A 26,659-nucleotide genomic window follows, 5' to 3' on the forward strand; every position below is an offset into this window, starting at 1 on the left:
GTTAGGCTTTGCCACTCTCACCTCATTTGTTTTCCAGCGGGCCCTTGGGCTAACGCTGGTGTCGTCGTTTTGTTGGAGTTCTGCATGCTGTTGCCCATTTTCCTGTTGTCCGCCGCCGGCTTCACGGTGCTGACCACGGAATTCATCATTGTCGGCCTGTTGCCAGCCATCGCCCGGGATCTGCAAGTCACCATCCCTCAGGCTGGACTGCTGGTGACGTTGTTCGCATTTACTGTCGCGGCGTTCGGGCCGTTCCTGACCGCGTGGTTTGCCCGTGTCGAGCGGCGTCGGCTGTTTATCAGCGTGCTGGTGATGTTCGGCTTGGCCAACACTTTGGCGGCGCTGGCGCCGAACATCTGGGTCATGGCCATCGCCCGGTTGGTCCCGGCTTTGGGTCTGCCGGTATTCTGGGCGTTGGCCAGCGAAACCGCGGTGGACATCGTCGGGCCGCAGTTTGCCGGGCGAGCCATCGCGCGGATCGGCTTCGGTATCGTCTGTGCCACGGTATTCGGCATTCCGGTCGGCACGCTGATCTCCGACGCATTCGGCTGGCGCAGCGCTTTTGCGATCCTGGCGGTCATCGCGTTTGCCAAGGCGCTGCTGTTGTTTATCTACCTGCCGAAAACCAATCTGCACCAGCATCAAGTGAGCTTCCGCTCGCAATTCAAGATCCTGCGCAGCCCCCTGATGCAGGGGCATGTGCTGCTGTCGATCCTGGTATTCAGCGGCATGTTTACCGCCTATACCTATCTGGCGGATATCCTCGAGCGCCTGGCCGGGTTCGACGGTACGCTCGTGGGTTGGTGCCTGATGGGCTTCGGGGCCGTGGGCCTGCTCGGCAACTCCCTGGGTGGTCGCGCGGTAGACCGGCATCCGCTGATTGCCTCGATGGTGTTCTGCCTGTTCATGATCGGCGGCATGGTAGCCCTGGTGCCGAGCATTCATTCGACGCTGGGGTTGGCCGCCGCGATGGGTATCTGGGGCGTGACCCAGGCGGCGCTGTTCCTGGTCAGCCATGTGCGGCTGATGAAAGCAGCCCCCGAAGCGCCGGCGTTTGCTGCTTCGCTGAACATCGCCGGGGCCAACCTGGGTATTGGCCTTGGAGCGTTGGTGGGCGGTCGGGTCATCGATACCCTGGGCCTGGGGAGCGTCGGTTTCGCCGCGGCCGGATTCATCCTGGTATCGATCCTGCTGGCGCTGCTGCTGATGACGTTCAAGCCGCGCAATGCCTGCGCTGATTGCTAGGCGCTGAACAGCTCGCGGCGTGCTCCTTCGGCAATCGCGACGATGCCTGGGTGGCTGACCTTGCGTTCCACGGAAATGGCGTAGAACGACTCGCTCACCGCCTCGGTCTGGCCGATAACCTGCACGCCATATTGTCGCTTGACCTCTTCGGCAATCACGCTGGGACCGATAAAAATCCCGCTGCCTGACTGGCCGAATGCCTGCATCAACGCACTGTCGTCGAACTCGCCAACGATCCGCGGTTGGATCTGTTGTTCGGCGAACCAGCGTTGCAGGCGGCTGCGTACGACGGTTTCCGGTCCCGGGATCAGCAGCGGGGCGTCATGCAGGCCATGGGGAAAATCCTGCCCATGACGATCGGCCAGCGCGGCGGTGGCAAAAAAGCTGATCCCGCATTCTCCAAGCTTCTGGCTGTAGCCCTTGATATCCAGATGAGTCGGCATCGGACTGTCGGAAATCACCAGGTCCAGGCGTTGGATCGCCAGGTCCGCCAGCAGCCGTTCGAGCTTGTCCTCGCGACAGGTGATACGTAGCGGCTCGCTCAATTCCATGGTCGGGGCCAGCAACCGATAGACGATGGACTTGGGCACGACATCCGCCACCCCGACCCGAAACAGCGTCTGCTGTTCGTTGGGCTGGGCGCGCAATATCAATTCCAGTTCACCACCGAGTTGGAACATGTGTTCGGCGTAAGGCAACGTCTGGCGGCCGGCTTCTGTCAGCTCCAACTGGCGCCCGACGCGCTGGAACAGTTTGATGTTGTAGGTCTGTTCGAACAGGGAGATCTGCCCGCTGATGGTTTGCGGGGTCAGGTTCAATTGCTCACAGGCGCGCACGATGCTGCCGGTTTTTGCCACCACCCAGAAATAATGCAGCTGTCGATAATTGAGCATGGTTTTCGCCGATTCGTAAAAGCCGAAGTATAGCCGCTGAAAATACGAATTTTCCTGAAGTATTACCCTCTCTAGAATGCCGGGCCATCGGTGAGCCATCTTTGTGCTCCGTCCATTTCTGAAGAGGCACTGTCCATGACGTATAAATCCTTGGGTCTTGCAGCCTTCCTGTCGCTGTCTTCGATAGCGCTCGTGGGCTGTGAACAAGCGGAAAAGAGCGCCCAGCAGTTGGCCCAGCAACTTAAGGAACAAGCTGTCGAGACGGCCAAGCAGGCAATCGACGATACTCACAAGGCTGCCGAGCAGGCCATCAGCGAGGCTACCGGTGGGCTGATAAGCCCCAAGAAAGAGCCGGAGAAAGACGCTGAAGAATCCGAATCCTCCACCAAGACCATCTAACCCCGTCATATCGAGTCAGGACTGACCCATGGATTATCTGTTACAGCTTGCCGCCAGCCCCACCGCCTGGATTGCCTTGGCCACCCTGGTCGTCATGGAAATCGTGCTTGGCATCGACAACCTGATCTTCATTTCGATCTTGACCAACAAACTGCCCGAACAGCATCGCGCCAAGGCGCGGCGGATCGGTATCGGCATGGCGCTGATCCTGCGCCTGGGCCTGCTGAGCACCATCGCGTTCATTGTGCAGTTGACGGAACCGGTCATCGAAATCCTTGGCCAGGCCTTCTCCTGGAAGGACATGATCCTCATCGCCGGTGGCCTGTTCCTGTTGTGGAAGGCGACCACTGAGATCCATCACAGCATGGACCCGGCGCCGAACGATCCCAAGTCGGCCACGTCTGGCGTGACCCTCGGGTTCGCTGCTGCGATCAGTCAGATCCTGATGCTCGACCTGGTGTTTTCGATCGATAGCATCATTACCGCGGTGGGCATGACCGAACACTTGCCGATCATGATCATCGCCGTGGTGGTTTCGGTGCTGGTGATGCTGCTGGCCGCCGAGCCGTTGGCGAAGTTCATCAATGACAACCCCACCGTGGTCATGCTGGCCCTGGGCTTCCTGATCATGATCGGCATGACCCTGATCGCCGAAGGTTTCGGTGCCCATGTGCCCAAGGGTTACATCTACGCGGCCATGGCCTTCTCGGCGGCCATCGAGGTGTTGAACATGTTGTCCCGACGCGCCAGGGAGAAAGCGCTCGTCGACAAAGCCTGATACCAGGCAGACAAAAGCCGCCCGGGTCCAAGGCCCGGGCGGCTTTTTCATGCGCGGCGATAATGTCAGTGTGCGGTGGCGTGGCGCCTGGCGGGTTTGGAAGGCTGTTTCGCTTGAGGGGGAGGTGCGTGGTGATGGCGCCGGGCGATCCGCAGGACGCCCCACAACATGGCCGTCGCTACGCTCAGCCAGCCAAATATCAGCATCAGAATAGTCGTCGTCAGGCTCATCTGTGCCTCCTTCAGCCCGGACTCGGGCAATGCACTCATTACAATGGACAGTCTAGCCGCTCGAGTGTTACGAGCAGTCGATCGCCGGCGGTGGCGACGGATCGGTTCGTTCTATCGCGGTGGTGAAACTCTTGCTTGTGGCTATACCCAGGCGGGCGCGCACTTTATGATCGTCGGCCCAAGCCCGGCCCGGATGCCGGGTCTGCCTGAACAAGAGAGTCATTAATGGTGCCGGTAATTTCATCTTTTCGATCACTGGTAGTGGCGCTGACCTGCGCCGCCGTCCTGGCGGGGTGCGCGGGGGGCGTATCGCCGCAGATAAAACGTCTGCCCGAGCGGGTCGAACTCAACAGCGTGCCGTTCTTCCGCGGCGAGATGTATCAGGGCGCGCCGCAATCATTGGCGGCCCTGCTGACCTTGCAAGGGACGGTCATCACGCCCGGGTTGCTGGAAAAACCGTTACACCTGCCCGGTGGCGAGGCGCGTTTGCAGCAGAGTCTGCAAACCCTGGCACGTGAATACGGACTGGTGGTCTATCCCCTCGACGATGAACTTGCGGCGTTGCTTGAACAGGTGGCGGCGGGTTATCCCGTGCTGTTGCGCTACACCGAGGGTTCGGCGTTCTGGTCCGGGCCGCGCTACGCGATCCTGGCTGGCTACAACCGACAAAAACGCACCGTGCTGCTGCGGTCGGGGATGAACCGGCGGTCGTTGATGAGTTTCGATGCATTCGAATCGGCGTTCAAGGACGCGGGCGGTTGGGCGGTGTTGATTCAGCAACCCACACAACTTCCGGCCAGCATTGACTCCCAGCGCTGGCTGAAGGCCGCCGACGATTTGGCCGGGGCAGGGCAGGAGCAGGCCGCCGCGCGGGCCACCAAGGCGTTGGGCTCCGCACGCTGAGTCGGGTCCCCGTTCGTCAGCTCTCGGGCACGACCTCGCATGCCTTGGGTTCTTAACGTCAGGGCCTGGAATTTCCGGGCCATGATTCAAGGAGGCAACCATGGCACAGTCGAAAACACCATCAGGGCCGCACTCTTCCGAGCATTCATCCGGTGATGATGACTTGGGATTCGATCCGGACTCGCCGGATCTCGACGATCCGCAAGTGGACCCGGTAGGGCCGGCCAAGGCGCCCCGGGATGAGGAGGATGAGGAACCACCTTCTTCGAGAGCCTATGACCCACTGGGTAACCTTAAGCCCTGACAAAAATAGCCCCGACGAGTCGGGGCTATCTGTTTGCGCCAGCCGAATTATTTTGACGCTTCTACCACGCCACTCTGGCGGCTCTTGAGGTTCTTCGCGGCCTTGTATTGCAAGGCCACGGCCGGGACACTGGCGCTTTTGCCTGTCTCGACCCAGCTGCGAATACGGCTGGCATCGGCAAAATGAGTGTATTTGCCAAACGCGTCGAGAATCACCAGCGCCATCGGACGATTACCCATTTTGGTCACCAGCACCAGGCAATGACCGGCCTGGTTGGTGAAGCCGGTCTTGGTCAGTTGAATGTCCCAGTTCGCCTTGTGGACCAGATGATCGGTGTTGCGAAAGCCCAGGCTGTAGGCCGGCTTGCGGAACGTCACGGTCTTTTCCTTGGTGGTACTCAATTCGCTCAGCAATGGATACTTGCGCGCGGCGATCAACAGCTTGGTCAGGTCCCGGGCGGTCGAGACGTTGTGAATGGACAGGCCGGTGGGCTCGACGTAGTGGGTGCTGGACATGCCCAGCGCCTTGGCCTTGGCGTTCATCGCCGCAATGAACGCCGCGTAGCCGCCCGGATAATGATGGGCGAGGCTGGCGGCGGCGCGGTTCTCCGACGACATCAGGGCGATCAGCAGCGTGTCCCGGCGTGACAGCTCGCTGTTGAGCTTGACCCGGGAAAACACACCTTTCATTTCCGGCGTGTTGGCGATGGTCATGGAAATGTATTCGTCCAGGTTCTGCCTGGCGTCCAGCACGATCAGGCCGGTCATCAACTTGGTCACCGATGCGATCGGCACCACGACGTCCGGATTGCTCGAATAGACCACCTTGTCCGTCTGCAGGTCCAGCAGGATCGCACTGCCGGAGGCGACCTGCAGTTTTGAAGTGTCTCGTGGCGGGGCAATGGTTTCCTGCGCGCTGACGTTCTGCGTGATGAAGGTGCCTGTGAAAAGGAAAAACAGGCTGAGGATCGAAAGACGGATTTTCACGCGAGTAGACTCGATGGAGTTGAAGGTGCTGTCGAGCAGCGGCTTGTTGAAAAAGCGCCGCATTTTAGGAGTATGGGCGACGCCAGCGCTATATGCCTGTGCCGTCGGGGCGCATCAATAAATAAAGTTTAATGAAGGCGATTCTGGCGAATCGGATCTGAAAAATTTGTAAATCGTCAGATTCGGGCGCGCGCTGCACGGACCAACGTCCGCCGATCAGGGATCAGATGACAAAATACTGTGGGAGCGAGCCTGCTCGCGATAGCGGTGTCTATGCCAGCATTGATGTTGGCTGATCCCAAGCTATCGCGAGCAGGCTCGCTCCCACAGGGTGTGTAACTGAGTTGAAGCGGCTAATTCAGCTATGCAGCGTCTCGGCCGCATAAAGGGTGTTTTCCAGCAGGCAGGCCCGGGTCATCGGTCCTACGCCGCCGGGTACCGGCGTGATCCAGCCGGCGCGGGGCAGGGCGGTCTCATAGACCACGTCGCCCACCAGCTTGCCGTCGTCCTGGCGGTTGATGCCGACGTCGATGACGATGGCGCCTTCCTTGATCCATTCGCCTTTGACCAGGCCCGGCTTGCCGGCGGCCACCACCACCAGGTCAGCCCGACCGACGTGGCCCGCCAGGTCCTTGGTGAAGCGATGGGTCACGGTGACGGTACAGCCCGCGAGCAGCAATTCCATGGCCATCGGCCGGCCAACGATGTTGGAGGCGCCCACGACCACGGCGTCGAGCCCGTAAAGATCCACGCCAGTGCTTTCCAGCAAGGTCATGATGCCCTTGGGCGTGCACGGGCGCAGCAATGGGATGCGTTGAGCGAGGCGACCGACGTTATAAGGATGGAAACCGTCGACGTCCTTGTCCGGGCGGATACGCTCCAGCAGTTTAGAGGCGTCAAGGTGTTCGGGCAGCGGTAGCTGGAGCAGCACGCCATCGATGTTCGGATCGTCATTGAGGCGGTCGATCAGATCGGCCAGCGCTTGCTGAGTGGTTTCGGAAGGCAGGTCGTAGGCCTGGGAAAGGAAGCCGACCTCTTCACAGTCTTTACGCTTGTGCGAGACATAAACCTGAGAGGCAGGATCGCTGCCGACCAGGATCACCGCAAGGCCGGGCGTGCGCAGGCCTTGCTGGCGGCGCTCGGTGACTCGTTGGGCGATCTGCTGGCGCAGGCTGGCGGCGATCGATTTGCCGTCGATAAGTTGTGCAGTCATTGCGCGTGGTTAACCATCGAGAGGGGAAAAAAAGAGAACGCATTCTCGCATGCCGAGGCGTGAGGGCAAAGGCGCTTGGTCTGCAAATTCCCCTAAGCCCTTTAATTAAATGAATTTTTTTTAAAAAAGAGTTGACGACCTATCGGGCCGTCTATAACATTCGTCGCACTTGTCGGGCACAGCCTAGCACTGGTTAAGAAGGTTGAGCGGAGTTGGTAGTTTAAACTCGGCAAAACTGAAAGCACTTAGTTTGTAATCGTCCAAGAATACAGATTAAAAAGGCGCCCGTAGCTCAGCTGGATAGAGCATCCGCCTTCTAAGCGGATGGTCGCAGGTTCGAGTCCTGCCGGGTGCGCCAATTAGGCAGCTTTGGCACAAGTAACGCTACAAGGCAATATGGTGGGCGTAGCTCAGTTGGTAGAGCACGGGATTGTGACTCCCGTTGTCGTGGGTTCGATCCCCATCGTCCACCCCATATTCTAGAAAGGCGCCAGATCTAACAATCTGGCGCCTTTGCTTTAAAAGCTTGATACGCGGATGTGGTGGAATTGGTAGACACACTGGATTTAGGTTCCAGCGCCGCAAGGTGTGAGAGTTCGAGTCTCTCCGTCCGCACCATACAAGTCGCTATTTAATTAGCAGAGAACGGCGCAGAACCTGAGAAGGGGCTGCGCCGTTTTTGTTTTCACTGGTTACCTGTCGGCGTCGGTCCTGGGGCGGGCGCGCGGCGGCTGTGTTCGCGATTGTGTTTCGCGATGATACTCGGCATGCCCGTCGGTCTTTTTATAAAGGGCCGCATGCCAGGCGCGCGGTTGCGGTGCTTCTATATAGGAAGGTGCTGCGCAGAGCCTTGGCGGTGATCGACTGTATTAGCAAACCGGGCGGGGCATGAACCATGGCCCTGCTTATAAATTCGGCGTCTGTTTCCTGCGTGTTTTCAGTAGGGTGACTTCTTGAGTTTGACCTACTAGAATGCATGCCCTTGATTCTGGGGTCGGAAACGCCCGGCCAACGTCTGTGCAACGAGGAATATCCATGCAAGTTTCTGTTGAAAATACTTCTGCTCTTGAGCGCCGCATGAGCATCACCGTGCCAGCTGAGCGTATCGAGACTCAGGTCAACAAGCGTCTGCAGCAGACTGCCCAAAAGGCCAAAATCCCAGGTTTCCGCCCAGGCAAAGTGCCAATGAGCGTGATCCGTCAGCGTTACGAAGCTGATGCGCGCCAGGAAGCCGTGGGCGACGTGATCCAGTCTTCGTTCTACGAAGCGGTGGTCGAGCAGAAGCTGAACCCGGCTGGCGCTCCCTCCGTCGAGCCTAAAGTGCTGGAAAAAGGCAAGGATCTCGAGTTCGTTGCCACGTTTGAAGTGTTCCCCGAGTTCACCGTCGCCGGTTTCGAGTCCATTGCCGTCGAGCGCCTGAGCGCTGACGTTTCGGATGCCGACCTGGACAAGATGCTCGACATCCTGCGCAAGCAGAACACCCGTTTCGAAGCCACTGATCGTGCCGCCCAGAACGAAGACCAGCTGAACATCGATTTCGTCGGCAAGGTCGACGGCGAAGTGTTCGCTGGCGGTTCCGCCAAGGCTACCCAGCTGGTGCTGGGCTCCGGTCGCATGATCCCGGGCTTCGAAGACGGCCTGGTTGGCGCCAAGGCCGGCGAAGAGCGCGTTCTGAACGTGACCTTCCCAGAGGATTATCAGAGCCTGGACCTGGCCGGCAAAGCCGCCGAGTTCACCGTGACCGTCAACAGCGTTTCCGAGCCTAAGCTGCCTGAGCTGAACGAAGAGTTCTTCGCCCAGTTCGGTATCAAGGAAACCGGTCTGGAAGGTTTCCGCGCCGAAGTTCGCAAGAACATGGAGCGCGAGCTGCGTCAGGCCATCAAGTCCAAGGTCAAGAACCAGGTCATGGACGGTCTGCTGGCCTCCAACCCGATCGAAGTGCCGAAGGCTCTGCTGGACAACGAAGTGAACCGTCTGCGCGTGCAGGCCGTTCAGCAGTTCGGTGGCAACATCAAGCCTGACCAACTGCCGGCTGAACTCTTCGAAGAGCAAGCCAAGCGCCGCGTCGTGCTGGGCCTGATCGTCGCCGAAGTGGTCAAGCAGTTCGAACTCAAGCCTGACGAAGCCCGCGTTCGCGAGCTGATCCAGGAAATGGCCTCGGCTTACCAAGAGCCTGAGCAGGTCGTGTCCTGGTACTACAAGAACGAGCAGCAGCTGAACGAAGTCCGTTCGGTTGTGCTGGAAGAGCAAGTTGTGGATACTGTTCTGCAGAAAGCTAGCGTGACCGACAAAGCGGTCTCTTACGAAGAAGCGGTCAAGCCGGTGGAAGCTCCACAAGCCGATTGATGGTTCTGCGGTAAGAAATACACACCATAAGCCAGCCTTCGCGCTGGCTTATGCGTATTCAAGACATAACTATTTGGGAGTGACTGCGAGACATGTCCCGCAATTCTTTTTATCAGCAGAGCTCTGACATCCAGGCCGCAGGCGGCCTGGTCCCTATGGTTATCGAGCAGTCCGCCCGTGGCGAACGTGCCTATGACATCTATTCGCGTCTGCTCAAGGAACGAGTGATCTTTTTGGTAGGTCCGGTAGAGGACTACATGGCCAACCTGATCTGTGCACAACTACTGTTCCTTGAAGCCGAAAACCCGGACAAGGATATCCATCTCTATATCAACTCCCCGGGCGGTTCGGTGACGGCGGGCATGTCGATCTACGACACCATGCAGTTCATCAAGCCTAACGTTTCGACGACCTGCATCGGCCAGGCCTGCAGCATGGGTGCGTTTTTGCTGACCGCCGGTGCTCACGGCAAGCGTTACTGCCTGCCGAATTCCCGCGTGATGATTCACCAGCCGCTGGGCGGTTTCCAGGGCCAGGCATCCGATATCGAAATCCATGCCAAGGAAATCCTCTTCATCCGCGAGCGCCTCAACACCTTGATGGCCAAGCACAGCGGACGCACGCTTGAAGAAATCGAGCGCGATACCAATCGCGACAATTTCATGAGCGCTGAAGCCGCACGTGAATATGGTCTGATCGATGAAGTGATCAGCCAGCGCCCCGCTTAAAATAAGCAGCTCAAAATGAGGTTGATCGGTAGCTCCGATCATCTGCGGGCTTGAAAAAGCCCGCAATTGCCTTCATCTTGTGTTGCAAGCCTATCGGATTTGGATCGATCGAATGACTGACACCCGCAACGGCGAGGACAACGGCAAACTGCTCTATTGCTCCTTCTGTGGCAAAAGCCAGCATGAAGTACGCAAATTGATTGCCGGCCCCTCGGTCTTCATTTGCGACGAGTGCGTCGACCTGTGCAATGACATCATCCGCGAGGAGGTGCAGGAAGCCCAGGCCGAAAGCAGCGCGCATAAGTTGCCTTCGCCCAAAGAAATCAGCGGCATCCTTGACCAGTATGTAATCGGTCAGGAGCGTGCGAAAAAGGTACTGGCCGTAGCGGTGTACAACCACTACAAGCGCCTGAACCAGCGTGACAAGAAGAATGACGAAGTCGAACTCGGCAAGAGCAACATCCTGCTGATCGGCCCGACAGGCTCGGGTAAGACCCTGCTTGCCGAAACCCTGGCCCGTTTGCTGAACGTTCCGTTCACCATCGCCGACGCAACCACCCTCACCGAGGCGGGTTATGTGGGTGAGGACGTCGAGAACATCATTCAGAAACTGCTGCAGAAGTGCGACTACGACGTGGAAAAGGCCCAGATGGGCATTGTCTACATCGACGAAATCGACAAGATTTCCCGCAAGTCCGACAACCCGTCCATCACCCGGGATGTTTCCGGGGAGGGTGTGCAGCAGGCCTTGCTCAAGTTGATCGAAGGCACGGTCGCTTCCGTTCCGCCGCAAGGCGGTCGCAAGCACCCGCAGCAGGAATTCCTGCAGGTCGACACGCGTAACATCCTGTTCATCTGCGGTGGTGCGTTCTCCGGCCTGGAAAAGGTCATCCAGAACCGTTCCACCCGTGGCGGCATCGGTTTCAACGCCGAGGTTCGCAGCAAGGAAGAGGGCAAGAAGGTCGGTGAATCCCTGCGTGAAGTCGAGCCTGACGATCTGGTCAAGTTTGGCTTGATTCCGGAATTCGTCGGTCGTCTGCCGGTCCTGGCGACACTGGACGAGCTGGATGAAGCTGCGTTGATGCAGATTCTGACCGAGCCGAAAAACGCCCTGACCAAGCAATATGCCAAGCTGTTCGAAATGGAAGGCGTAGACCTCGAGTTCCGTTCCGACGCGCTGAAATCCGTCGCCAAGCGTGCCTTGGAGCGTAAAACCGGTGCCCGTGGGTTGCGTTCGATTCTCGAAGGCGTATTGCTCGATACGATGTACGAAATCCCCTCGCAGTCCGAGGTGAGTAAAGTCGTCATCGACGAAAGCGTCATAGAAGGCAAGTCCAAGCCACTGTATATCTACGAAAACAGTGAGCCGGCTGCCAAGGCTGCGCCGGACGCATAAGTGTCCCGCTGTCGGAATAAAGGAGGGGCCTTCGGGCCCCTTTGCTATTAGCGCGTTTTAGACGTGTCTTAGCGCTTGTTTTTTTTGAAGGCTGCCCCCATCTTGGTTTCAAGCTTACTTCCATCTGTTCACGGCCTTACGGCCGCCGTAGAGGCGAAATCATGAAGACAACCATCGAATTGCCTCTCCTGCCATTGCGCGATGTCGTGGTATATCCGCACATGGTTATCCCGCTGTTCGTGGGGCGCGAGAAGTCCATCGAAGCCCTCGAGGCCGCGATGACGGGTGATAAGCAGATTCTTCTGATCGCTCAGAGAAACCCTGCCGACGATGATCCCGGTGAAGACGCACTTTATCGCGTAGGTACGATTGCAACGGTCCTGCAACTGCTCAAGCTTCCTGACGGCACCGTCAAGGTTCTGGTCGAGGGCGAACAGCGCGGGGCGGTCGAGCGTTTCAGCGAAGTGGACGGGCATTGCCGTGCCGAGGTGTCGCTGATCGACGAAGTCGAGGCGCCGGAGCGTGAGTCGGAGGTTTTTGTCCGCAGCCTGCTGTCGCAGTTCGAACAGTATGTGCAGTTGGGCAAGAAGGTGCCTGCCGAGGTCCTGTCGTCGCTCAACAGCATCGATGAGCCAGGACGCCTGGTCGATACGATGGCGGCCCACATGGCCCTCAAGATCGAGCAGAAGCAGGAAATCCTCGAGATTATCGAGTTGTCGGCGCGTGTCGAGCACGTACTGGCATTGCTCGACGGCGAAATCGACCTGCTGCAGGTCGAAAAACGCATTCGTGGTCGTGTCAAGAAACAGATGGAGCGCAGTCAGCGTGAGTATTATCTGAATGAGCAGATGAAGGCCATTCAGAAAGAGCTCGGCGATGGCGACGAAGGTCACAACGAAATCGAAGAGCTGAAAAAGCGCATCGATGCCGCTGGCCTGCCAAAGGATGCGCTTGCCAAGGCCCAGGCCGAGCTGAACAAGCTCAAGCAGATGTCGCCGATGTCTGCCGAAGCCACCGTGGTGCGGTCCTACATCGACTGGCTGGTCCAGGTGCCGTGGAAAGCCCAGAGCAAAGTCCGCCTGGACCTGGCGCGTGCCGAGGACATCCTCGATGCGGACCATTACGGCCTGGAAGAGGTCAAGGAGCGCATCCTTGAATACCTCGCCGTGCAGAAACGCGTGAAGAAGATTCGTGGCCCGGTCCTGTGCCTGGTCGGACCTCCGGGTGTCGGTAAAACTTCCCTGGCGGAATCGATCGCCCATGCCACCAACCGCAAATTTGTGCGCATGGCACTTGGCGGCGTGCGTGACGAGGCGGAAATTCGTGGGCATCGCCGCACGTACATCGGTTCCATGCCAGGAAGATTGATTCAAAAGATGACGAAGGTGGGGGTACGCAACCCGCTGTTCCTTTTGGATGAAATCGACAAGATGGGCAGCGATATGCGCGGTGATCCTGCGTCTGCGTTGCTTGAGGTGCTCGATCCCGAGCAGAATCACAATTTCAACGATCACTACCTGGAAGTCGACTACGACCTCTCCGACGTGATGTTCCTGTGCACCTCCAACTCGATGAATATCCCGCCAGCGTTGCTGGACCGGATGGAGGTGATTCGTCTGCCGGGCTACACCGAAGACGAGAAGATCAACATCGCCGTCAAGTACCTTTCGCCCAAGCAGATCCAGGCCAACGGCCTGAAAAAGGGCGAGCTGGAATTTGACGAGGAGGCGATTCGCGACATCATTCGTTACTACACCCGTGAAGCCGGTGTGCGTGGTCTCGAGCGGCAGATTGCCAAGGTCTGCCGCAAGGCGGTCAAAGAGCACGCGCTGGAAAAACGCTTCGCGGTCAAGGTGACATCCGACCTGCTGGAGCACTTCCTCGGCGTGCGCAAGTTCCGCTACGGGCTCGCCGAGCAGCAGGACCAGATCGGCCAGGTGACCGGCCTCGCGTGGACGCAAGTCGGCGGCGAGTTGCTGACCATCGAAGCCGCCGTGGTTCCGGGCAAGGGCCAATTGATCAAGACCGGTTCCCTCGGCGATGTCATGGTGGAGTCGATCACCGCGGCGCTGACAGTTGTGCGTAGCCGTGCCCGAAGCCTGGGCATTCCCCTGGATTTCCATGAGAAGCGTGACACGCATATCCACATGCCGGAGGGCGCTACGCCCAAGGATGGACCGAGCGCCGGCGTGGGCATGTGCACAGCCTTGGTTTCAGCGTTGACGGGCATTCCGGTACGTGCGGATGTCGCCATGACCGGTGAAATCACTCTGCGTGGCCAGGTCCTGGCGATTGGCGGCCTGAAAGAAAAACTTCTGGCCGCTCACCGTGGCGGGATCAAGATCGTGATCATTCCGGAAGAGAATGTCCGTGATCTCAAGGAAATTCCCGACAACATCAAGCAGGATCTTCAGATCAAACCGGTTAAATGGATTGACGAAGTCCTGCAAATTGCGCTGCAATACGCGCCGGAGCCCTTGCCGGATGTGGCTCCGGAGATTGTCGCAAAGGAAGAAAAGCGAGAGTCTGACTCTAAGGAAAGAATTAGCACGCATTAATACGCATTTGCCTGGGGGGCTTCCTTGACAGTTTTTTAGAGCCCTTGTTATAAAGCGGCTCTTAAGTGTCTGCAGGCCATTCAGCACTCGTTTTTGCTTTCACCAAAAAAACTTAGAATCATCTCAAATAGATATAAGGGGACTTAGAGTGAACAAGTCGGAACTGATTGATGCTATCGCTGCATCCGCTGATATCCCGAAAGCTGCTGCTGGCCGTGCGCTGGACGCTGTAATCGAATCCGTCACTGGCGCTCTCAAGGCCGGCGACTCTGTTGTCCTGGTGGGTTTCGGTACTTTCTCCGTTACCGATCGTCCAGCTCGTGTTGGTCGCAACCCGCAGACTGGCAAGACGCTGCAAATCGCCGCTGCCAAGAAGCCAGGCTTCAAGGCTGGTAAAGCGCTGAAAGAAGCCGTCAACTAAGGTTTCATTGAGTTTATCCGGGTCGGGGTCATGCCTGGCTTGGCAGCGGAGCGGTAATGCGGCCGGTAACAAACGGGCTGTCACGCCAGGGCTCGCGGGTTCGAGCCCGGTCCGCTCCGCCAGTTACGAGAAGGCGCATCCTCGGATGCGCCTTTCTTCTATCCGGATTCTACCCACGCTCCACGGTTGCCTAATTTTTGAAGTTCAACCGTTTCTGGGGGACGCATGCTGCAGAATATCAGGGACAATTCACAAGGCTGGATTGCCAAGACCATCATCGGGATCATCGTCGCATTGATGGCGTTGACCGGTTTCGAAGCTATTTTTCAAGCCACCACCAACAGCAATGACGCGGCCAAGGTCAACGGCGAAAAAATCAGCCAGAACGAGCTGAGCCAGGCGGTCGACATGCAACGCCGTCAGCTCATGCAACAGTTGGGCAAGGATTTCGATGCCTCCCTGCTGGACGAGAAGATGTTGCGTGACTCGGCGCTCAAAGGGCTGATCGATCGCAAGCTGCTGCTGCAAGGCGCACACGATGCGAAATTCGCTTTCTCCGAAGCCGCGCTGGACCAGGTGATCCTGCAAACGCCGGAGTTCCAGGTCGACGGTAAATTCAGCCCGGAGCGTTTCGACCAGGTGATTCGCCAGTTGGGCTACGGCCGACTGCAGTTCCGCGAAATGCTGGCGCAGGAAATGCTCATTGGCCAATTGCGTGCCGGTCTCGCGGGCAGCGGCTTTGTCACCGATGCCCAGGTGTTGGCATTCGCCCGCCTGGAAAAACAGACCCGCGATTTCGCTACGCTCACCGTCAAGGCGGATCCGGCAGCCGTGAAGCTGACCGACGATGAGGTCAAGGCTTACTACGACCAGCACGCCAAGGAATTCATGACGCCTGATCAGGTAGTCATCGACTATCTCGAGCTGAAGAAAGCTTCGTTCTTCGATCAGGTCAGCGTCAAGGATGAAGACCTGCAGGCGGCTTATCAGAAAGAAATCGCCAATCTTTCCGAACAGCGTCGTGCTGCGCACATCCTGATCGAAGTGAACGACAAGGTCACCGAAGCCCAGGCCAAGGCCAAGATCGAGGAAATCCAGGCTCGATTGGCCAAAGGCGAGTCGTTTGAGGCGCTGGCGAAGGAGTTCTCCCAGGATCCGGGCTCTGCCAACAACGGCGGCGATCTCGGTTATGCCGGTCCAGGCGTCTACGATCCGGAGTTCGAAAAGGCGCTGTATGCGTTGAGCAAGGATCAGGTCTCGGCACCGGTGCGAACCGATTTCGGCCTGCATTTGATCAAGCTGCTGGGTGTCGAAGCGCCTGAGGTTCCGAGTTTCGCGAGCCTCAAGGACAAGCTGACCCGCGATTTGAAGACCCAGCAAGTGGAGCAGCGGTTCGTCGAGGCGACCAAACAACTGGAGGACGCTTCGTTCGAAGCTTCCGACCTGGCCCAGCCAGCCCAGGACCTTAAGCTGACCGTCCATACGTCGGCACCGTTCGGTCGTGAAGGCGGCGAAGGGATCGCGGCCAACCGTGCCGTGATCACCGCTGCGTTCAGCCCGGAAGTGCTGGAGGAGGGGGCCAACAGTACCGCCATCGAGCTGGACCCGGAAACCGTCGTGGTGCTGCGTGCCAAGGAGCATCGCAAGCCCCAGCAGCTTCCGCTGGAAACCGTGGCCGGGCCGATCCGAGCCCAGTTGGCCAAGGAACACGCCAGCGCTGCCGCCAAGACCCAGGCCGATGAGTTGATTGCCAGCCTGCGCGATGGCAAGACGGCGCTGGACAAGCCTGTCAACGGTCAAGGCTGGAAAGTCGTCGAAGCGGCGACCCGCAACCAGGAAGGTATCGACCCTGCGGTACTGCAGGCGCTGTTCCGCATGTCCAAGCCTGAGTCGAAGGACAAGCCGACGTTCGTCAGCGTGACCCTGCCTGACGGCGGCGTGACGGTCCTGCGCTTGAACGGCGTCAACGAAGGCGCTGCACCGACCGAGGAAGAAAAGGCCGAATACCGTCGGTACCTGGCGTCCCGTGTCGGCCAGCAGGACTTCGCGGCTTATCGCAAGCAATTGGAGAGCGAGGCGGACATCAAGCACTTCTGACTTGATGCGTGATCCTGAAGACCCCGGCCGAAAGGCCGGGGTCTTTTTGTATCCGTGTATTGCCACGACGGCGATGTTCGTCGATTCATCAGGATTGCTTCTTTTTCCCGCTGGCATCCCCCCGTAGACTTGTAAGCCCTTTGAGACAAGATTAGCCAAGCTGTCCGGCCGCGTTCTGTTGCACAATACGCCCCGGACTGTTTTCCTCAGGATGTTCAATGTTCAGATCATTTCACATGCGCACCGTTGGGCTGGCATTGCTGCTGGTCGTCGCGACCGGTTGCTCTTCCAAGAAAGCGGCCATCTACGAGCACGAGAACTTCGATGATTCGGGCACGTTCTCGCGTACCTATCCGGTGACTGACGTGGCGACTTGTGAAGCAGGGCGTCGTGCGTTGCTGAGCCAGGGGTACATCATCACCAGCAGCGATCCGAAGCTGGTCAGCGGCCACAAGAGTTTCCAGCAGACTGGCGACACCCACATGGAGATCAGTTTCAACCTGGTCTGTGCCGAAGATGGCGGTCCGGGCCATCGTGCAACCATCTTTGCCAACGCGCTACAGGACCGGTATGCCCTGAAGAAGACCAATAACTCCGCCAGCCTGGGCGTGGGTGTATTGGGGTCGGTGTCGATGCCGATTGGCTCGTCGGACGATTCGATGGTCAAGGTCGCCAGCGAAACGGTGTCCGCAGCCAAATTCTATGAGCGTTTCTTTGCGCTGGTGGAGGTGTTCCTGCCTCCCGAAGCGAAAAAAGCCGCTGGAAACGTCGACAAACCGAAAGCCGAACTGGGCATTCCAGAGCCGAAGGTGGAGCCGGCTCCCCTGGCTCCCGCCGCAACTCCAGCGCCCGCGACAATCCCGGCACCCGAGCCGACTCCTGCTCCCGTTGCGCCGGTCGAAGAGGCTGCTCCAGCACCTGGCGAAACCGCGCCTGCCGCTTCCGAGCCGGTCGCGCCGCCTGCCGAGCCTGCGCCGATCGCTCCCAGCGAGCCGGAGTCCTACGCACCCCCGTCGACAGAGACCGTTACTCCGCCACCGCCCAGTTCCTTGCCGGCGCCAACCGAGCCGATCCAGCCGCTCCCTGCATCCTGAGCCTGTGGTGGGGCGGTAACGCCTTGCCACACCTGCGCTGATTAAATTCCCAATGCTGTGCTACGTTTAATTCATGAAGCCTTGGCTTCATGTTTTGTTCATCAAGCAGCTTTATGCTGATTCCAGGGCCATCAGGCATCGGTTTCAACGATTATTGGGAAGGACAGGCAATGGACGATTATCAGGAAGAGCTGCTCGAATATCAGGCTTATGAGCTGGACCCCCTGGAACCTGCCGAAGACGCCACGGAACTGTAGGTAGCAGACGTTACATTGCAGGCCGGGAGCCTGGTGTTCAAGTCGCTCTACGGCTACGCCGGAACTCTCCCGGCGTCTGGTTGTTCCAGCGCTTGAAAGCCCGTTGGAATGCCTCGGCCGAGGCGAACCCCAGCAGGTAAGCGATTTCGCCGAAGGCCAGTTCCGTGTCGCGGATGTACGTCATGGCGAGGTCTCGGCGCGTGTCGTTGAGGATCGCCCGGAACTGCGTACCTTCTTCCGCCAGCTTGCGGCGCAGCGTCCAGGTCGGCAGCTTCAGGCGCATCGCCACTTCTTCCAGATCCGGCTCCCGTCCGCCGTTGAGCAGCGGCCCCAGCAACTGAATGATTCGCTCGCGCAGGGTGCGGGTGCGAGTCAGTTGTTCCAGTTCCCGCTCACATAACTGAACCAGATGGTGCCAGGTGCTCGGGCAATGCTGTGGGTTGCGCAGCGCGAGGCTGTCCAGCCCCAGGCGCAATTGGTTCTGCTCGGCTGCGAACTGGATCGGGCCTTCGCCGAGGCTGCGGTAGGCTTCGAGGTAAGTTGGCTCCGCGAATTCGATTTCGATACGTTCGGCCCGCAACACCACGTCGCAGACGCTGGACAGCTGCTGGAGCCAGCCAGCAATGATCGAGTCCACGACGAAGCGGTTGTAGGCGTTATACGGGCTGATGGAATAGAACCGCAGCCACGCGCCCCGGGCATCCTCGTGAAGACTCGATTGACCACGGTAGTTGGAACCGTAAAGCGGCTCGAAGCGGATCATGCAGCGTGCGGCTTCGCGTACGGTGGGCGCCTGGGCCGCGGTGACGCCGGCCAGTCCGGCCTGGCTCAGGCGACTGAGCTGGCCCATGCGCAGGCCCAAGGCCGGATCCTGTGTCAGTTGGATGGCGGCATGGCCCAGGCGCATGTAGCGCGGGATCGACAGGCGCGCCCCGGGCTCAGCCAGGCGCGCGGCATCGAGGCCGTATTGTTCGAGCAATGGCTGTGGGTCATGGCCGTGACTGGCTACTGCGTCCGCCAGGCTATGGACGAAACCTACGGACAGGTCACCCAGGCGCATAGGCTTTTGCATATCTAGAGCCACAAGTTCAGCAGACGTGCGCCACGGGCTTCACCATCGGTGAATTGCTCGCCGTTGTGGCTGATGAAGCTCTGGCCAGCGCTGCCGTTGTCCCAGAACTGCCCACGCAAGAATACGCTGACGCCGCCGCGGGCCTGGCTGATGGGCAGCCGGCTGGTCAACGTCAGCCGACGCCAGGCCTGCCCCTCACTCACCTCACCGGGCTTGAGGCTCACTTCGCCTGGCGTGGACAGGCCTTTGTAGCCGGCCCAAGGCTTATTCCAGGCGTCGCGGCCGATGACAAAGGCCGGCACGGCGATCAGTTGGGCTCCTTGTTCGTCGAGTTGTCGATAGTGAAGCGGATACCAACTGTCGCTGCCGATCAGCACCGCCCAGGCGTCCGGCCGGCGTGTCAATGACCTGGGTGACGTCCGGCCGTTCGGCGCCAAGCACGTCCTGCTGGTCAAACACCGGGTGTCGCTGACGTTGGGGTTGGCCGAGCGGCCGGCCATCGCGGCCGAACACCAGGCTGCTGTTGTACAACGCGCCACCACCGATTTTCAGCTCGCCTTCGCTGACGCTGGGCTCGGGCAGTACGATGGAGCCGGCCACGAGCGTTACGCCGAACTCCTTGGCCAGTCCACCAAACAGCGCCTGGTAGTCATGGGCCATGCTGTCCGCCTTCATGCGCAAGTACGCATCATCCAGCCGGCTATCGCCCTGGGCGCCCGCCAATGCGCGGATAAAGGCCAACGGATTGCTGATGGCAAGCCAGTTCATAGCCTGTTTGAAGGTAGTGGCCTGGTACACCTCGTCCTTTTCACCGCTGACCATCAGCCAGGTGCCGATATGCTCGGGCAGGACCACGACGGTTTTTTCGTTGACGAACCCCTGGTCGCGGGCAGTCTGCAGGTACGCCGCCAGCTTGCGATGCAGGCGTTCGGGGCTCTGGTAGTCGGTAGGGAACAATTCTGGCTGAATGCCCAGCAGGTTGCCTCGATCAGCCGGCGTGCCCCGGTCGACCGCCAGGTCGATCCGCAGGTCTGACAGGTAATGGCCCGCCGGACGGTCTGCTGTCCACAGTGCATAAGTGATCAGGACAGCCGCCAGGGCCAATGAGAACAGCAGGTACAGAAATTTGCGCATGGGGACAGTCGATGGCCGCGTACAGGTTCGTGATTTTCATCAGAAGTCACGCGGCAGGGTACGGTAAAACAATGGTTTAGCGAAAGGGCGCGTGCGCGCACTTCAGGAACCGTCTACCGGCGCGGGCTCTGCGCATTTCGATCATCAAGTTGTCAGTTACGGCCATTGAGCGCTCGCATCCCGACTCTTACGCTGTCGGTCATGACTGATGGGAGCCGCAGAGCTTCCGCATTTTTCCGTGATCGCCCGTGGAGTTATCGATGACCGCCCCTCATTACCCGCATTTGCTGGCCCCGTTGGACCTGGGTTTCACCACGTTGCGCAACCGTACCCTGATGGGATCGATGCACACCGGCCTTGAAGAAAAGCCCGGCGGCTTCGAGCGCATGGCGGCGTACTTCGCCGAGCGGGCCCGGGGTGGGGTCGGCCTGATGGTCACCGGTGGAATCGGGCCGAACGATGAAGGTGGCGTGTACTCCGGCGCGGCCAAGCTGACCACCGAGGAAGAGGCCCTCAAGCATCAGGTCGTCACGCGGGCCGTGCACGAAGCGGGGGGCAAGATCTGCATGCAGATCCTCCACGCGGGACGTTATGCCTACAGCCCCAAGCAGGTGGCGCCAAGCGCGATCCAGGCGCCGATCAACCCGTTCAAGCCCAAGGAGCTGGACGAAGAGGGCATCGAGAAACAGATCGGCGATTTTGTCACCTGTTCGGTATTGGCTCAGAAGGCCGAGTACGACGGTGTCGAAATCATGGGCTCGGAAGGCTATTTCATCAACCAGTTCCTGGCGGCGCATACCAACCACCGTACCGACCGCTGGGGTGGGAGCTACGAAAACCGCATGCGTCTGCCGGTGGAAATCGTGCGCCGCGTACGCGAAGCGGTGGGGCCGAATTTTATCATTATCTTTCGTCTGTCCATGCTCGACCTGGTTGAGGGTGGCAGCACCTGGGATGAAATCGTCCAGTTGGCCAAGGCCATCGAACAGGCTGGCGCAACGATTATCAACACCGGTATCGGTTGGCATGAGGCGCGTATTCCCACTATCGCCACCAAGGTCCCGCGGGCGGCGTTCAGTAAAGTCACCGCCAAGCTGCGCGGCTCGGTGAGTATTCCGTTGATCACCACCAACCGCATCAACACCCCTGAGGTGGCCGAGCAGATCCTCGCCGAGGGCGACGCCGACATGGTGTCCATGGCGCGGCCGTTCCTTGCGGACCCGGAGTTCGTCAACAAGGCCGCCGCTGGCCGCGCGGACGAAATCAATACCTGCATCGGCTGCAACCAGGCCTGCCTCGATCATACGTTCGGGGGCAAGCTCACCAGTTGCCTGGTGAACCCGCGGGCCTGCCATGAAACCGAACTCAATTACCTGCCCGTGACCCAGGTGAAGAAAATCGCCGTGGTGGGCGCCGGTCCTGCCGGATTGTCCGCGGCCACCGTGGCGGCCGAACGCGGTCATCAAGTGACGCTGTTCGATTCGGCCAGCGAAATTGGCGGCCAGTTCAACGTCGCCAAGCGCGTTCCGGGCAAGGAGGAGTTCTTCGAAACCCTGCGTTATTTCAAACGCAAGCTGCAGACTACCCACGTCGAGTTGTGCCTCGATACCCGGGTCGATGTGGCGCAACTGGTGGCCGGCGGTTTTGACGAGATCATCCTGGCCACCGGCATCGCCCCGCGCGTACCGGCGATCCCGGGAGTCGAGCATCCCAAGGTGCTGAGCTACCTGGACGTGATCCTGGGCCGCCAGCCGGTGGGCCGCAGTGTCGCCGTGATCGGGGCCGGCGGGATCGGTTTCGATGTGTCGGAGTTTCTCGTCCATCAGGGGGTTGCCACCAGCCTGGACCGTGAAGCGTTCTGGAAGGAATGGGGCATCGACACCCAGCTGCAGGCTCGCGGCGGCGTGGCTGGAGTCAAGCCCGAACCTCATGTACCGGCGCGGCAGGTGTTCCTGTTGCAGCGCAAGAAGTCCAAGGTCGGCGACGGGCTGGGCAAGACCACCGGCTGGATTCATCGCACCGGCCTGAAGAACAAACAGGTGCAGATGCTCAACAGCGTCGAATACCTGAAGATCGATGACGAAGGCCTGCACATTCGCATCGGCGAAGCGGGCGAGCCGCAAGTGCTGGCCGTCGACAACGTGGTGATTTGCGCCGGCCAGGATCCGTTGCGCGAGTTGCAGGAAGGCCTGGAAGCGGCGGGGCAGACTGTCCACCTTATCGGCGGTGCCGACGTGGCGGCCGAGCTGGATGCCAAGCGCGCGATCAACCAGGGCTCGCGGTTGGCGGCGCAGTTGTAGCGCTCAACCTTCCGGGAAAGGTTTGCCCTTGTGGGAGCGAGCTTGCTCCCACAAGGAATGGGGTGTATCCGGATCCTTCATACCGGCCGCCACCAAGCTGATAAGATCCCGGCACCTTCCCATCCGGTCTGCTGCAATGCTTTTGTCTGCCCTCGACTGGCATCCTCAACCGCGCCTCGAACCCCTTCACCTCGACTGGCTGGCGCGGGCCGGTATCGAGGTGGCGGTCTTGCGCCTGGACCGGATCGATCCGCTCATCAGCGGCAATAAATGGTTCAAGCTGCTTCATCATCTGCGTGCTGCCCAAGCCAACGGTGCAGAGGGCGTGATCAGCCTCGGCGGCGCTTATTCCAATCATCTGCATGCGTTGGCGGCGGCGGGGCAGCGATTCGGTTTCCAGACGGTGGGGTTATTGCGCGGCCATCCCCGGGAGACGCCTACGACGCTTGATCTACAGACGTTCGGCATGACCTTGCACTGGTTGGGTTACGGCGGGTATCGAGAGCGGCATGAGCCGGGGTTCTGGGCTCCCTGGCAGGCAAAGTACCCGCATTTATGGCCGATAGCTGAAGGGGGCTCGGGGTTGCCCGGCGCGCAAGGCTGCATGTCCTGGGTAACGGCCGCCCGCAGCCAATTGGCCACGTTGGGTTGGGAGGATTATGACGGTTGGTGGCTGGCGTGCGGCACCGGGACGTCGCTGGCGGGGCTGGTTCTGGCTGAAGCGGGCGAGCATCCGGTTCATGGTGTCCTGGCGGTGCCTGAAGACCATGGGGTGCTGCAACATGTTGAAAGCATTCTGGTGGAGGCGGGGCTGGGCAATCCAGGTTATGAGTTGCTTGACGGCAGCCGTGGCGGTTTTGCCCGGGTGGATGCCGAGCTCAGCGAGTTCATCGAGACCGCTGTCGCTATCGAGCTGGAACCGCTGTACACCGGCAAGGCGCTGATGCTGCTTAAGGCCCGGGTCGAGGCCGGGGTGTTTGGCGCAGGCACTCGCTTGATTTTCGTTCATACCGGTGGTTTGCAAGGCCGCCGCGGGTTCGAGTGATCGAGCGTCACCCCCATTGGGCATCATCTGGAGCAATGCGGCTGAGTAGTGCTGGTTTTGGCTGAATAATATTTGTACGCTTTTTATAATTTGAAGAATGCGCGGTATCTATTTATTGTTGTCCGCAAGTTCGCTGGATTGGCGAACTAACGATTCGGCTTGGCCGCGTCGTACTTGTTTTTAAAAGGGAATTTAAAGATGAATAAATTATGTGGTAGCCACGGCTATAAAGACCTCGCTACAAGGTTGATGGCAATAGGGCCGCCCTCGAAATCGAAACCAAAACCGAGACCAGCGCAGAAGCCTGTCGTTCCGTCGACGCCTAAACCAGGGCCAAAACCGACCCCGAAGCCAGTACCTAAACCCAGGCCCAAGCCGACCCCGAAGCCAGTACCACAACCTACGCCCAAGCCGACCCCGAAGCCAGTGCCAAAACCCAAGCCCAATCCGGCCTCGCGGCCAATACCCAAGCCAAAACCAAACGACGCCCCGCCAGCGCCTTCCCAGCCCAGGCCTAATCCCACGTCCCGGCCAGCGCCTTTGCCAATCTCTTGGCCTGTTTTAAACGTCGCTGTTGATCCTCTCGCCATTTATAACCTTATCAACGCGCCCGGAAGTGTCCAGAACAAAGATGGAACAACTTCTTTAGCCGATAAAAGTGTGGTTGATGCAGAAAAAAATTCCGTGACGCGACCGGATGGAATTATTCAGTACGATGACGGAACAGTGAAACATCCTGACGGGCGTATTGTTTTTGCCAACGGCCAGACTGAGTATCCGGATGGCAGCGTGTTGTATCCCGATGGAGATTGGCTGGATAAAGACGGTCATAAAATCAATTGATGCCTTTATATCTTTTCGCAACCGTGCCGGACGGTACCGACATTTCAAGTGGGCATCTTCGAAGGGGAGCGGCCGCTAGACAATCCGCGCGTTCAAGCGGTGGGGTCAGGACGGTTCAGCAGCCAGTCCAGCAATAATCCCGTATTACGACGGGGCGGCGTTGAAGGGCCGACGATTGGCCCGCCGACGTCGCTAGCGCCGAGTCCCGGGGGGCCGAATATTCCAGGGCATAACACTGGCCTGTCGGGATCGCCGTCGAGAAAAGTCACCAGCACCTGGCTGCCAGCCGGCGGCGCCTGGGTGTCATGCAGGGTCAACCGCGACAGAGGCAATGTGACGACTTCGCCCTCCCGGGTCCAAAGGCTGACGTTAACCTGGCCATGCCCATGCTGACCGTGCACATAGGCAAGATGACTGCCGGCGATGCGCGGCTTCGGGTGCTTGAGGGCTGGCCTGAACACCGTCGACCATGGGATCGCCAGGAACCGATTGCGATAGTGTCGGGACGCAGGAAGCAAGGAAGACGGGGCGTCGAGGATCGAAGGCTGCCGCCCGCGATGCGTGATCTCGGTAACCAGCCATTGATCGTTGAACGTTGATATCGGATGGCCTTCGATCTGCACGATGACGGCGCTGCGCAGGGTTGGCTGGCTGCTCTGGCCGTGGATGTCGCTGTATGTGCAGCGCAGCCGCTCAAGGGTACGGCGACCCGCTTGCTGGGTATGTGCGACGTTGTGCCAGGCGGCTTCCAGCGCGGGGCCGATGAAAGGGTGGTTGGCTGCCGAGGTTGCAAAAATCGCCGCCGACGCCCGATCCCTGGCGTTGGCCGGCAACATCGGTGGCGTGAGGTGATGGCGCTGGTACAGTCGCGCTATTGCTGGCCGCCGGCCTTCCTCCTGATGCAGGTTCAACCCGACCGGCTGATCAGGGAAACTTGTCGCATCTTCGGCAAATACCAGCACATGGCCGGTAGGGGCGTGCTCGAAGTGATAGTGGATGCCTTCTTCCTCACACAGCCGTTGCAACAGTTCCAGATCGCTTTCGTCGTATTGGACACAGAACGGCCGGCATGGGTAGTGCCCGTGTGGCAATTCAAACCGGTAACTGTGGGCGGGCAGTTCGTGTTCTTTCAGCAAGTGTTGCAGCACCTGGACTGCGCTGAGTCGGCCAAAGACCCGGCGTCGCGGACTCTGCTCCAGCCTCTGCAGGTAAGGCACCAGCGTCAGGCGATAGCCTATGCATTGCCGGGCATGGGAGGTCAGGCTGACGCTGTCCACGATCCCATGCACACCCGACTCGGTACCCAGGTGCAGAAACGCCTGTTGGCCGAGAATGGTGTCGAGGTTTATCGGGGGCGCCAGGCCAATCAAGTCGAGGTCGAACCGAAAAGGTTGGTTGAGGGCTTCTCGGCCGTCGAATCTCTGGACGTGAAGCTGCAGGTTGCTTTCGGTGAGTGTGAGGCTGAAGGAATAATCCGTGTCGTTGCGCATCGCAGCTCTTATTTACTGGGAGAGGGCGCTGAGGGTACGAAACCGCTGTGCACTAAGGTGTACCCGAACGGCACTTTCAGAAATCCCCTACATCAGATTGTGAAAATGTCGATCCGGCCAGCGCGATTTTTTGGTCGATCAGCCGGTTTAGGCCGTATAAACTTGGCGCCACAGCGCCGGCCGGCAGATGTCTCGGCGCGTCAGACAAGAGAGTGAGTAATGGGCGCACAGTGGAAGGTTAAACACAAAGAAGCGGCTGCCAACGCCAAAGGCAAGATTTTCGGCAAGCTGGTGAAGGAGATCACCATCGCGGCGCGTAACGGCGCCGATGTCGCTACCAATGCGCACCTGCGCCTGGTGGTTGAACAGGCGAAAAAGGCCTCGATGCCCCGCGAGACCCTGGAGCGCGCGATCAAGAAAGGCTCCGGCCAGCTCGGTGAAACCGTCCAGTATCATCGCGTGACCTACGAAGGGTTCGCGCCCCATCAGGTGCCGCTGATTGTTGAGTGTGTGACCGACAACATCAACCGTACCGTTGCCGAAATCCGCGTCGCGTTCCGCAAGGGCCAGCTGGGTGCTTCCGGTTCGGTCGCCTGGGATTTCAATCATGTCGGCATGATCGAAGCTGCGCCGGACAGCCCTGACGCCGATCCGGAAATGGCCGCCATCGAGGCCGGTGCCCAGGATTTCGAGCCGGGCGAAGACGGGGCGACGCTGTTCATCACCGAACCTGCCGACCTTGACGCCGTCCAGAAAGCGTTGCCGGAGCAGGGGTTCACCGTGCTGTCGGCCAAATTGGGCTATCAGCCGAAAAACCCGGTCAGCGGCCTGAGCGACGAGCAGATGGCCGAAGTCGAGGCGTTCCTGGAAGGCCTCGACAACCATGACGATGTGCAGGACATGTTTGTCGGCCTGGCCGGTTAAGCG

22 protein-coding genes, 3 tRNA genes and 1 pseudogene are annotated in these 26,659 nt (G+C 59.4%); 20 read left to right on the forward strand and 6 right to left on the reverse strand.

Features of this window, described 5'->3' with window-relative positions; genetic code table 11:
- Positions 1–84 precede the first annotated feature (84 nt).
- Positions 85–1,245, forward strand: coding sequence for an MFS transporter (locus PSH78_RS09715; RefSeq protein ID WP_305500068.1), 1,161 nt, complete (start codon positions 85–87; stop codon positions 1,243–1,245).
- On the opposite strand, the gene nhaR is transcribed toward PSH78_RS09715, so the two are convergent.
- Complete coding sequence (gene nhaR / locus PSH78_RS09720) at positions 1,242–2,138, reverse strand: transcriptional activator NhaR (RefSeq protein ID WP_305500070.1); 897 nt, start codon at positions 2,136–2,138, stop codon at positions 1,242–1,244. The two genes, PSH78_RS09715 and nhaR, sit on opposite strands and share 4 nt — an antisense overlap.
- 135 nt (positions 2,139–2,273) lie before the next feature.
- On the opposite strand from nhaR, the gene PSH78_RS09725 reads away from it, so the two are divergent.
- From PSH78_RS09725 to PSH78_RS09740, 4 genes are all read left to right on the forward strand, one after another.
- Positions 2,274–2,537, forward strand: coding sequence for a hypothetical protein (locus PSH78_RS09725; protein ID WP_305500071.1), 264 nt, complete (start codon positions 2,274–2,276; stop codon positions 2,535–2,537).
- 28 nt (positions 2,538–2,565) lie between these two features.
- Positions 2,566–3,315, forward strand: a complete 750-nt coding sequence (locus PSH78_RS09730) for a TerC family protein (protein ID WP_305500073.1) — start codon at positions 2,566–2,568, stop codon at positions 3,313–3,315.
- A 455-nt stretch (positions 3,316–3,770) separates the two neighbouring features.
- A complete protein-coding gene (locus PSH78_RS09735) occupies positions 3,771–4,448 on the forward strand; it encodes a peptidase C39 family protein (RefSeq protein WP_305500074.1) in 678 nt (225 codons plus the stop codon).
- Between the two features lie 100 nt (positions 4,449–4,548).
- Entirely contained in the window at positions 4,549–4,752 is a 204-nt protein-coding gene (locus tag PSH78_RS09740) for a DUF6021 family protein (RefSeq protein ID WP_305500075.1), read from the forward strand.
- A 47-nt stretch (positions 4,753–4,799) separates the two neighbouring features.
- Here the strand turns inward: PSH78_RS09740 and pbpG are convergent, their stop codons facing one another.
- The gene (gene pbpG / locus PSH78_RS09745; protein WP_305500077.1) at positions 4,800–5,738 is read right to left on the reverse strand and encodes a D-alanyl-D-alanine endopeptidase; all 939 of its coding nucleotides are present in this window, start codon (positions 5,736–5,738) and stop codon (positions 4,800–4,802) included.
- A gap of 358 nt (positions 5,739–6,096) precedes the next feature.
- Positions 6,097–6,951 (reverse strand): bifunctional methylenetetrahydrofolate dehydrogenase/methenyltetrahydrofolate cyclohydrolase FolD, encoded by an 855-nt coding sequence (gene folD / locus PSH78_RS09750; RefSeq protein WP_039589132.1) that lies wholly within the window; start codon positions 6,949–6,951, stop codon positions 6,097–6,099.
- 281 nt (positions 6,952–7,232) lie between these two features.
- Here folD and PSH78_RS09755 point away from each other — a divergent pair.
- The 11 genes from PSH78_RS09755 to PSH78_RS09805 all read left to right on the forward strand — a co-directional run bounded on the left by PSH78_RS09755 (position 7,233) and on the right by PSH78_RS09805 (position 17,848).
- Positions 7,233–7,309: transfer RNA gene (locus PSH78_RS09755), tRNA-Arg, on the forward strand.
- A 41-nt stretch (positions 7,310–7,350) separates the two neighbouring features.
- Positions 7,351–7,426, forward strand: a tRNA-His gene (locus tag PSH78_RS09760).
- 58 nt (positions 7,427–7,484) lie between these two features.
- Positions 7,485–7,569, forward strand: a tRNA-Leu gene (locus PSH78_RS09765).
- Positions 7,570–7,986: 417 nt separating this feature from the next.
- Entirely contained in the window at positions 7,987–9,297 is a 1,311-nt protein-coding gene (tig, locus tag PSH78_RS09770; protein ID WP_305500079.1) for a trigger factor, read from the forward strand.
- Between the two features lie 92 nt (positions 9,298–9,389).
- The gene (gene clpP, locus PSH78_RS09775; protein WP_186609760.1) at positions 9,390–10,025 is read left to right on the forward strand and encodes an ATP-dependent Clp endopeptidase proteolytic subunit ClpP; all 636 of its coding nucleotides are present in this window, start codon (positions 9,390–9,392) and stop codon (positions 10,023–10,025) included.
- Positions 10,026–10,137: 112 nt separating this feature from the next.
- Entirely contained in the window at positions 10,138–11,421 is a 1,284-nt protein-coding gene (gene clpX / locus PSH78_RS09780; protein ID WP_024778305.1) for an ATP-dependent Clp protease ATP-binding subunit ClpX, read from the forward strand.
- A 161-nt stretch (positions 11,422–11,582) separates the two neighbouring features.
- Positions 11,583–13,979 carry an endopeptidase La gene (gene lon, locus PSH78_RS09785; protein WP_305500081.1) on the forward strand — a complete coding sequence of 799 codons (2,397 nt, stop codon included), beginning with the start codon at positions 11,583–11,585 and terminating at the stop codon, positions 13,977–13,979.
- A 148-nt stretch (positions 13,980–14,127) separates the two neighbouring features.
- The gene (locus PSH78_RS09790) at positions 14,128–14,400 is read left to right on the forward strand and encodes an HU family DNA-binding protein (protein ID WP_008077714.1); all 273 of its coding nucleotides are present in this window, start codon (positions 14,128–14,130) and stop codon (positions 14,398–14,400) included.
- Positions 14,401–14,625: 225 nt separating this feature from the next.
- Positions 14,626–16,497 (forward strand): SurA N-terminal domain-containing protein, encoded by a 1,872-nt coding sequence (locus tag PSH78_RS09795; RefSeq protein ID WP_305500083.1) that lies wholly within the window; start codon positions 14,626–14,628, stop codon positions 16,495–16,497.
- A gap of 218 nt (positions 16,498–16,715) precedes the next feature.
- A complete protein-coding gene (locus PSH78_RS09800; protein ID WP_305500086.1) occupies positions 16,716–17,591 on the forward strand; it encodes a DUF2242 domain-containing protein in 876 nt (291 codons plus the stop codon).
- 113 nt (positions 17,592–17,704) lie between these two features.
- The gene (locus PSH78_RS09805; protein WP_305500088.1) at positions 17,705–17,848 is read left to right on the forward strand and encodes a hypothetical protein; all 144 of its coding nucleotides are present in this window, start codon (positions 17,705–17,707) and stop codon (positions 17,846–17,848) included.
- A 37-nt stretch (positions 17,849–17,885) separates the two neighbouring features.
- Here the strand turns inward: PSH78_RS09805 and PSH78_RS09810 are convergent, their stop codons facing one another.
- Together PSH78_RS09810 and PSH78_RS09815 are read right to left on the reverse strand one after the other, a co-directional pair.
- Positions 17,886–18,920, reverse strand: a complete 1,035-nt coding sequence (locus PSH78_RS09810; protein ID WP_305500090.1) for an AraC family transcriptional regulator — start codon at positions 18,918–18,920, stop codon at positions 17,886–17,888.
- A gap of 2 nt (positions 18,921–18,922) precedes the next feature.
- Positions 18,923–20,054: pseudogene (locus PSH78_RS09815) on the reverse strand (carbon-nitrogen hydrolase family protein).
- 260 nt (positions 20,055–20,314) lie between these two features.
- Here PSH78_RS09815 and PSH78_RS09820 point away from each other — a divergent pair.
- The 3 genes from PSH78_RS09820 to PSH78_RS09830 all read left to right on the forward strand — a co-directional run bounded on the left by PSH78_RS09820 (position 20,315) and on the right by PSH78_RS09830 (position 24,242).
- The gene (locus tag PSH78_RS09820; RefSeq protein ID WP_305500091.1) at positions 20,315–22,354 is read left to right on the forward strand and encodes an NADPH-dependent 2,4-dienoyl-CoA reductase; all 2,040 of its coding nucleotides are present in this window, start codon (positions 20,315–20,317) and stop codon (positions 22,352–22,354) included.
- Between the two features lie 136 nt (positions 22,355–22,490).
- Positions 22,491–23,399, forward strand: coding sequence for a 1-aminocyclopropane-1-carboxylate deaminase/D-cysteine desulfhydrase (locus PSH78_RS09825; RefSeq protein ID WP_305500092.1), 909 nt, complete (start codon positions 22,491–22,493; stop codon positions 23,397–23,399).
- Positions 23,400–23,939: 540 nt separating this feature from the next.
- Positions 23,940–24,242, forward strand: coding sequence for a T-complex 10 C-terminal domain-containing protein (locus PSH78_RS09830; protein ID WP_305500093.1), 303 nt, complete (start codon positions 23,940–23,942; stop codon positions 24,240–24,242).
- Between the two features lie 92 nt (positions 24,243–24,334).
- On the opposite strand, the gene PSH78_RS09835 is transcribed toward PSH78_RS09830, so the two are convergent.
- Entirely contained in the window at positions 24,335–25,732 is a 1,398-nt protein-coding gene (locus PSH78_RS09835; RefSeq protein WP_305500094.1) for a type VI secretion system Vgr family protein, read from the reverse strand.
- Positions 25,733–25,951: 219 nt separating this feature from the next.
- Here PSH78_RS09835 and PSH78_RS09840 point away from each other — a divergent pair, with 219 nt between their 5' ends.
- Positions 25,952–26,656 (forward strand): YebC/PmpR family DNA-binding transcriptional regulator, encoded by a 705-nt coding sequence (locus tag PSH78_RS09840; RefSeq protein ID WP_305500095.1) that lies wholly within the window; start codon positions 25,952–25,954, stop codon positions 26,654–26,656.
- The last annotated feature ends 3 nt before the right edge of the window (positions 26,657–26,659 follow it).

This window comes from Pseudomonas sp. FP198, from assembly GCF_030687895.1.
GTDB lineage: Bacteria > Pseudomonadota > Gammaproteobacteria > Pseudomonadales > Pseudomonadaceae > Aquipseudomonas.

What these genes read in the sequence shown, in the direction of transcription:
- folD (WP_039589132.1), bottom strand. Translation starts at nt 6,951, where the DNA reads ATGACTGCACAACTTATCGACGGCAAATCGATCGCCGCCAGCCTGCGC.
- PSH78_RS09820 (WP_305500091.1), top strand. Translation starts at nt 20,315, where the DNA reads ATGACCGCCCCTCATTACCCGCATTTGCTGGCCCCGTTGGACCTGGGT.
- PSH78_RS09730 (WP_305500073.1), top strand. Translation starts at nt 2,566, where the DNA reads ATGGATTATCTGTTACAGCTTGCCGCCAGCCCCACCGCCTGGATTGCC.
- PSH78_RS09740 (WP_305500075.1), top strand. Translation starts at nt 4,549, where the DNA reads ATGGCACAGTCGAAAACACCATCAGGGCCGCACTCTTCCGAGCATTCA.
- PSH78_RS09725 (WP_305500071.1), top strand. Translation starts at nt 2,274, where the DNA reads ATGACGTATAAATCCTTGGGTCTTGCAGCCTTCCTGTCGCTGTCTTCG.
- PSH78_RS09795 (WP_305500083.1), top strand. Translation starts at nt 14,626, where the DNA reads ATGCTGCAGAATATCAGGGACAATTCACAAGGCTGGATTGCCAAGACC.
- PSH78_RS09735 (WP_305500074.1), top strand. Translation starts at nt 3,771, where the DNA reads ATGGTGCCGGTAATTTCATCTTTTCGATCACTGGTAGTGGCGCTGACC.
- PSH78_RS09810 (WP_305500090.1), bottom strand. Translation starts at nt 18,920, where the DNA reads ATGCAAAAGCCTATGCGCCTGGGTGACCTGTCCGTAGGTTTCGTCCAT.
- PSH78_RS09805 (WP_305500088.1), top strand. Translation starts at nt 17,705, where the DNA reads ATGCTGATTCCAGGGCCATCAGGCATCGGTTTCAACGATTATTGGGAA.
- PSH78_RS09825 (WP_305500092.1), top strand. Translation starts at nt 22,491, where the DNA reads ATGCTTTTGTCTGCCCTCGACTGGCATCCTCAACCGCGCCTCGAACCC.
- tig (WP_305500079.1), top strand. Translation starts at nt 7,987, where the DNA reads ATGCAAGTTTCTGTTGAAAATACTTCTGCTCTTGAGCGCCGCATGAGC.
- PSH78_RS09800 (WP_305500086.1), top strand. Translation starts at nt 16,716, where the DNA reads ATGTTCAGATCATTTCACATGCGCACCGTTGGGCTGGCATTGCTGCTG.
- clpX (WP_024778305.1), top strand. Translation starts at nt 10,138, where the DNA reads ATGACTGACACCCGCAACGGCGAGGACAACGGCAAACTGCTCTATTGC.
- PSH78_RS09715 (WP_305500068.1), top strand. Translation starts at nt 85, where the DNA reads ATGCTGTTGCCCATTTTCCTGTTGTCCGCCGCCGGCTTCACGGTGCTG.
- nhaR (WP_305500070.1), bottom strand. Translation starts at nt 2,138, where the DNA reads ATGCTCAATTATCGACAGCTGCATTATTTCTGGGTGGTGGCAAAAACC.
- clpP (WP_186609760.1), top strand. Translation starts at nt 9,390, where the DNA reads ATGTCCCGCAATTCTTTTTATCAGCAGAGCTCTGACATCCAGGCCGCA.
- PSH78_RS09835 (WP_305500094.1), bottom strand. Translation starts at nt 25,732, where the DNA reads ATGCGCAACGACACGGATTATTCCTTCAGCCTCACACTCACCGAAAGC.
- lon (WP_305500081.1), top strand. Translation starts at nt 11,583, where the DNA reads ATGAAGACAACCATCGAATTGCCTCTCCTGCCATTGCGCGATGTCGTG.
- PSH78_RS09840 (WP_305500095.1), top strand. Translation starts at nt 25,952, where the DNA reads ATGGGCGCACAGTGGAAGGTTAAACACAAAGAAGCGGCTGCCAACGCC.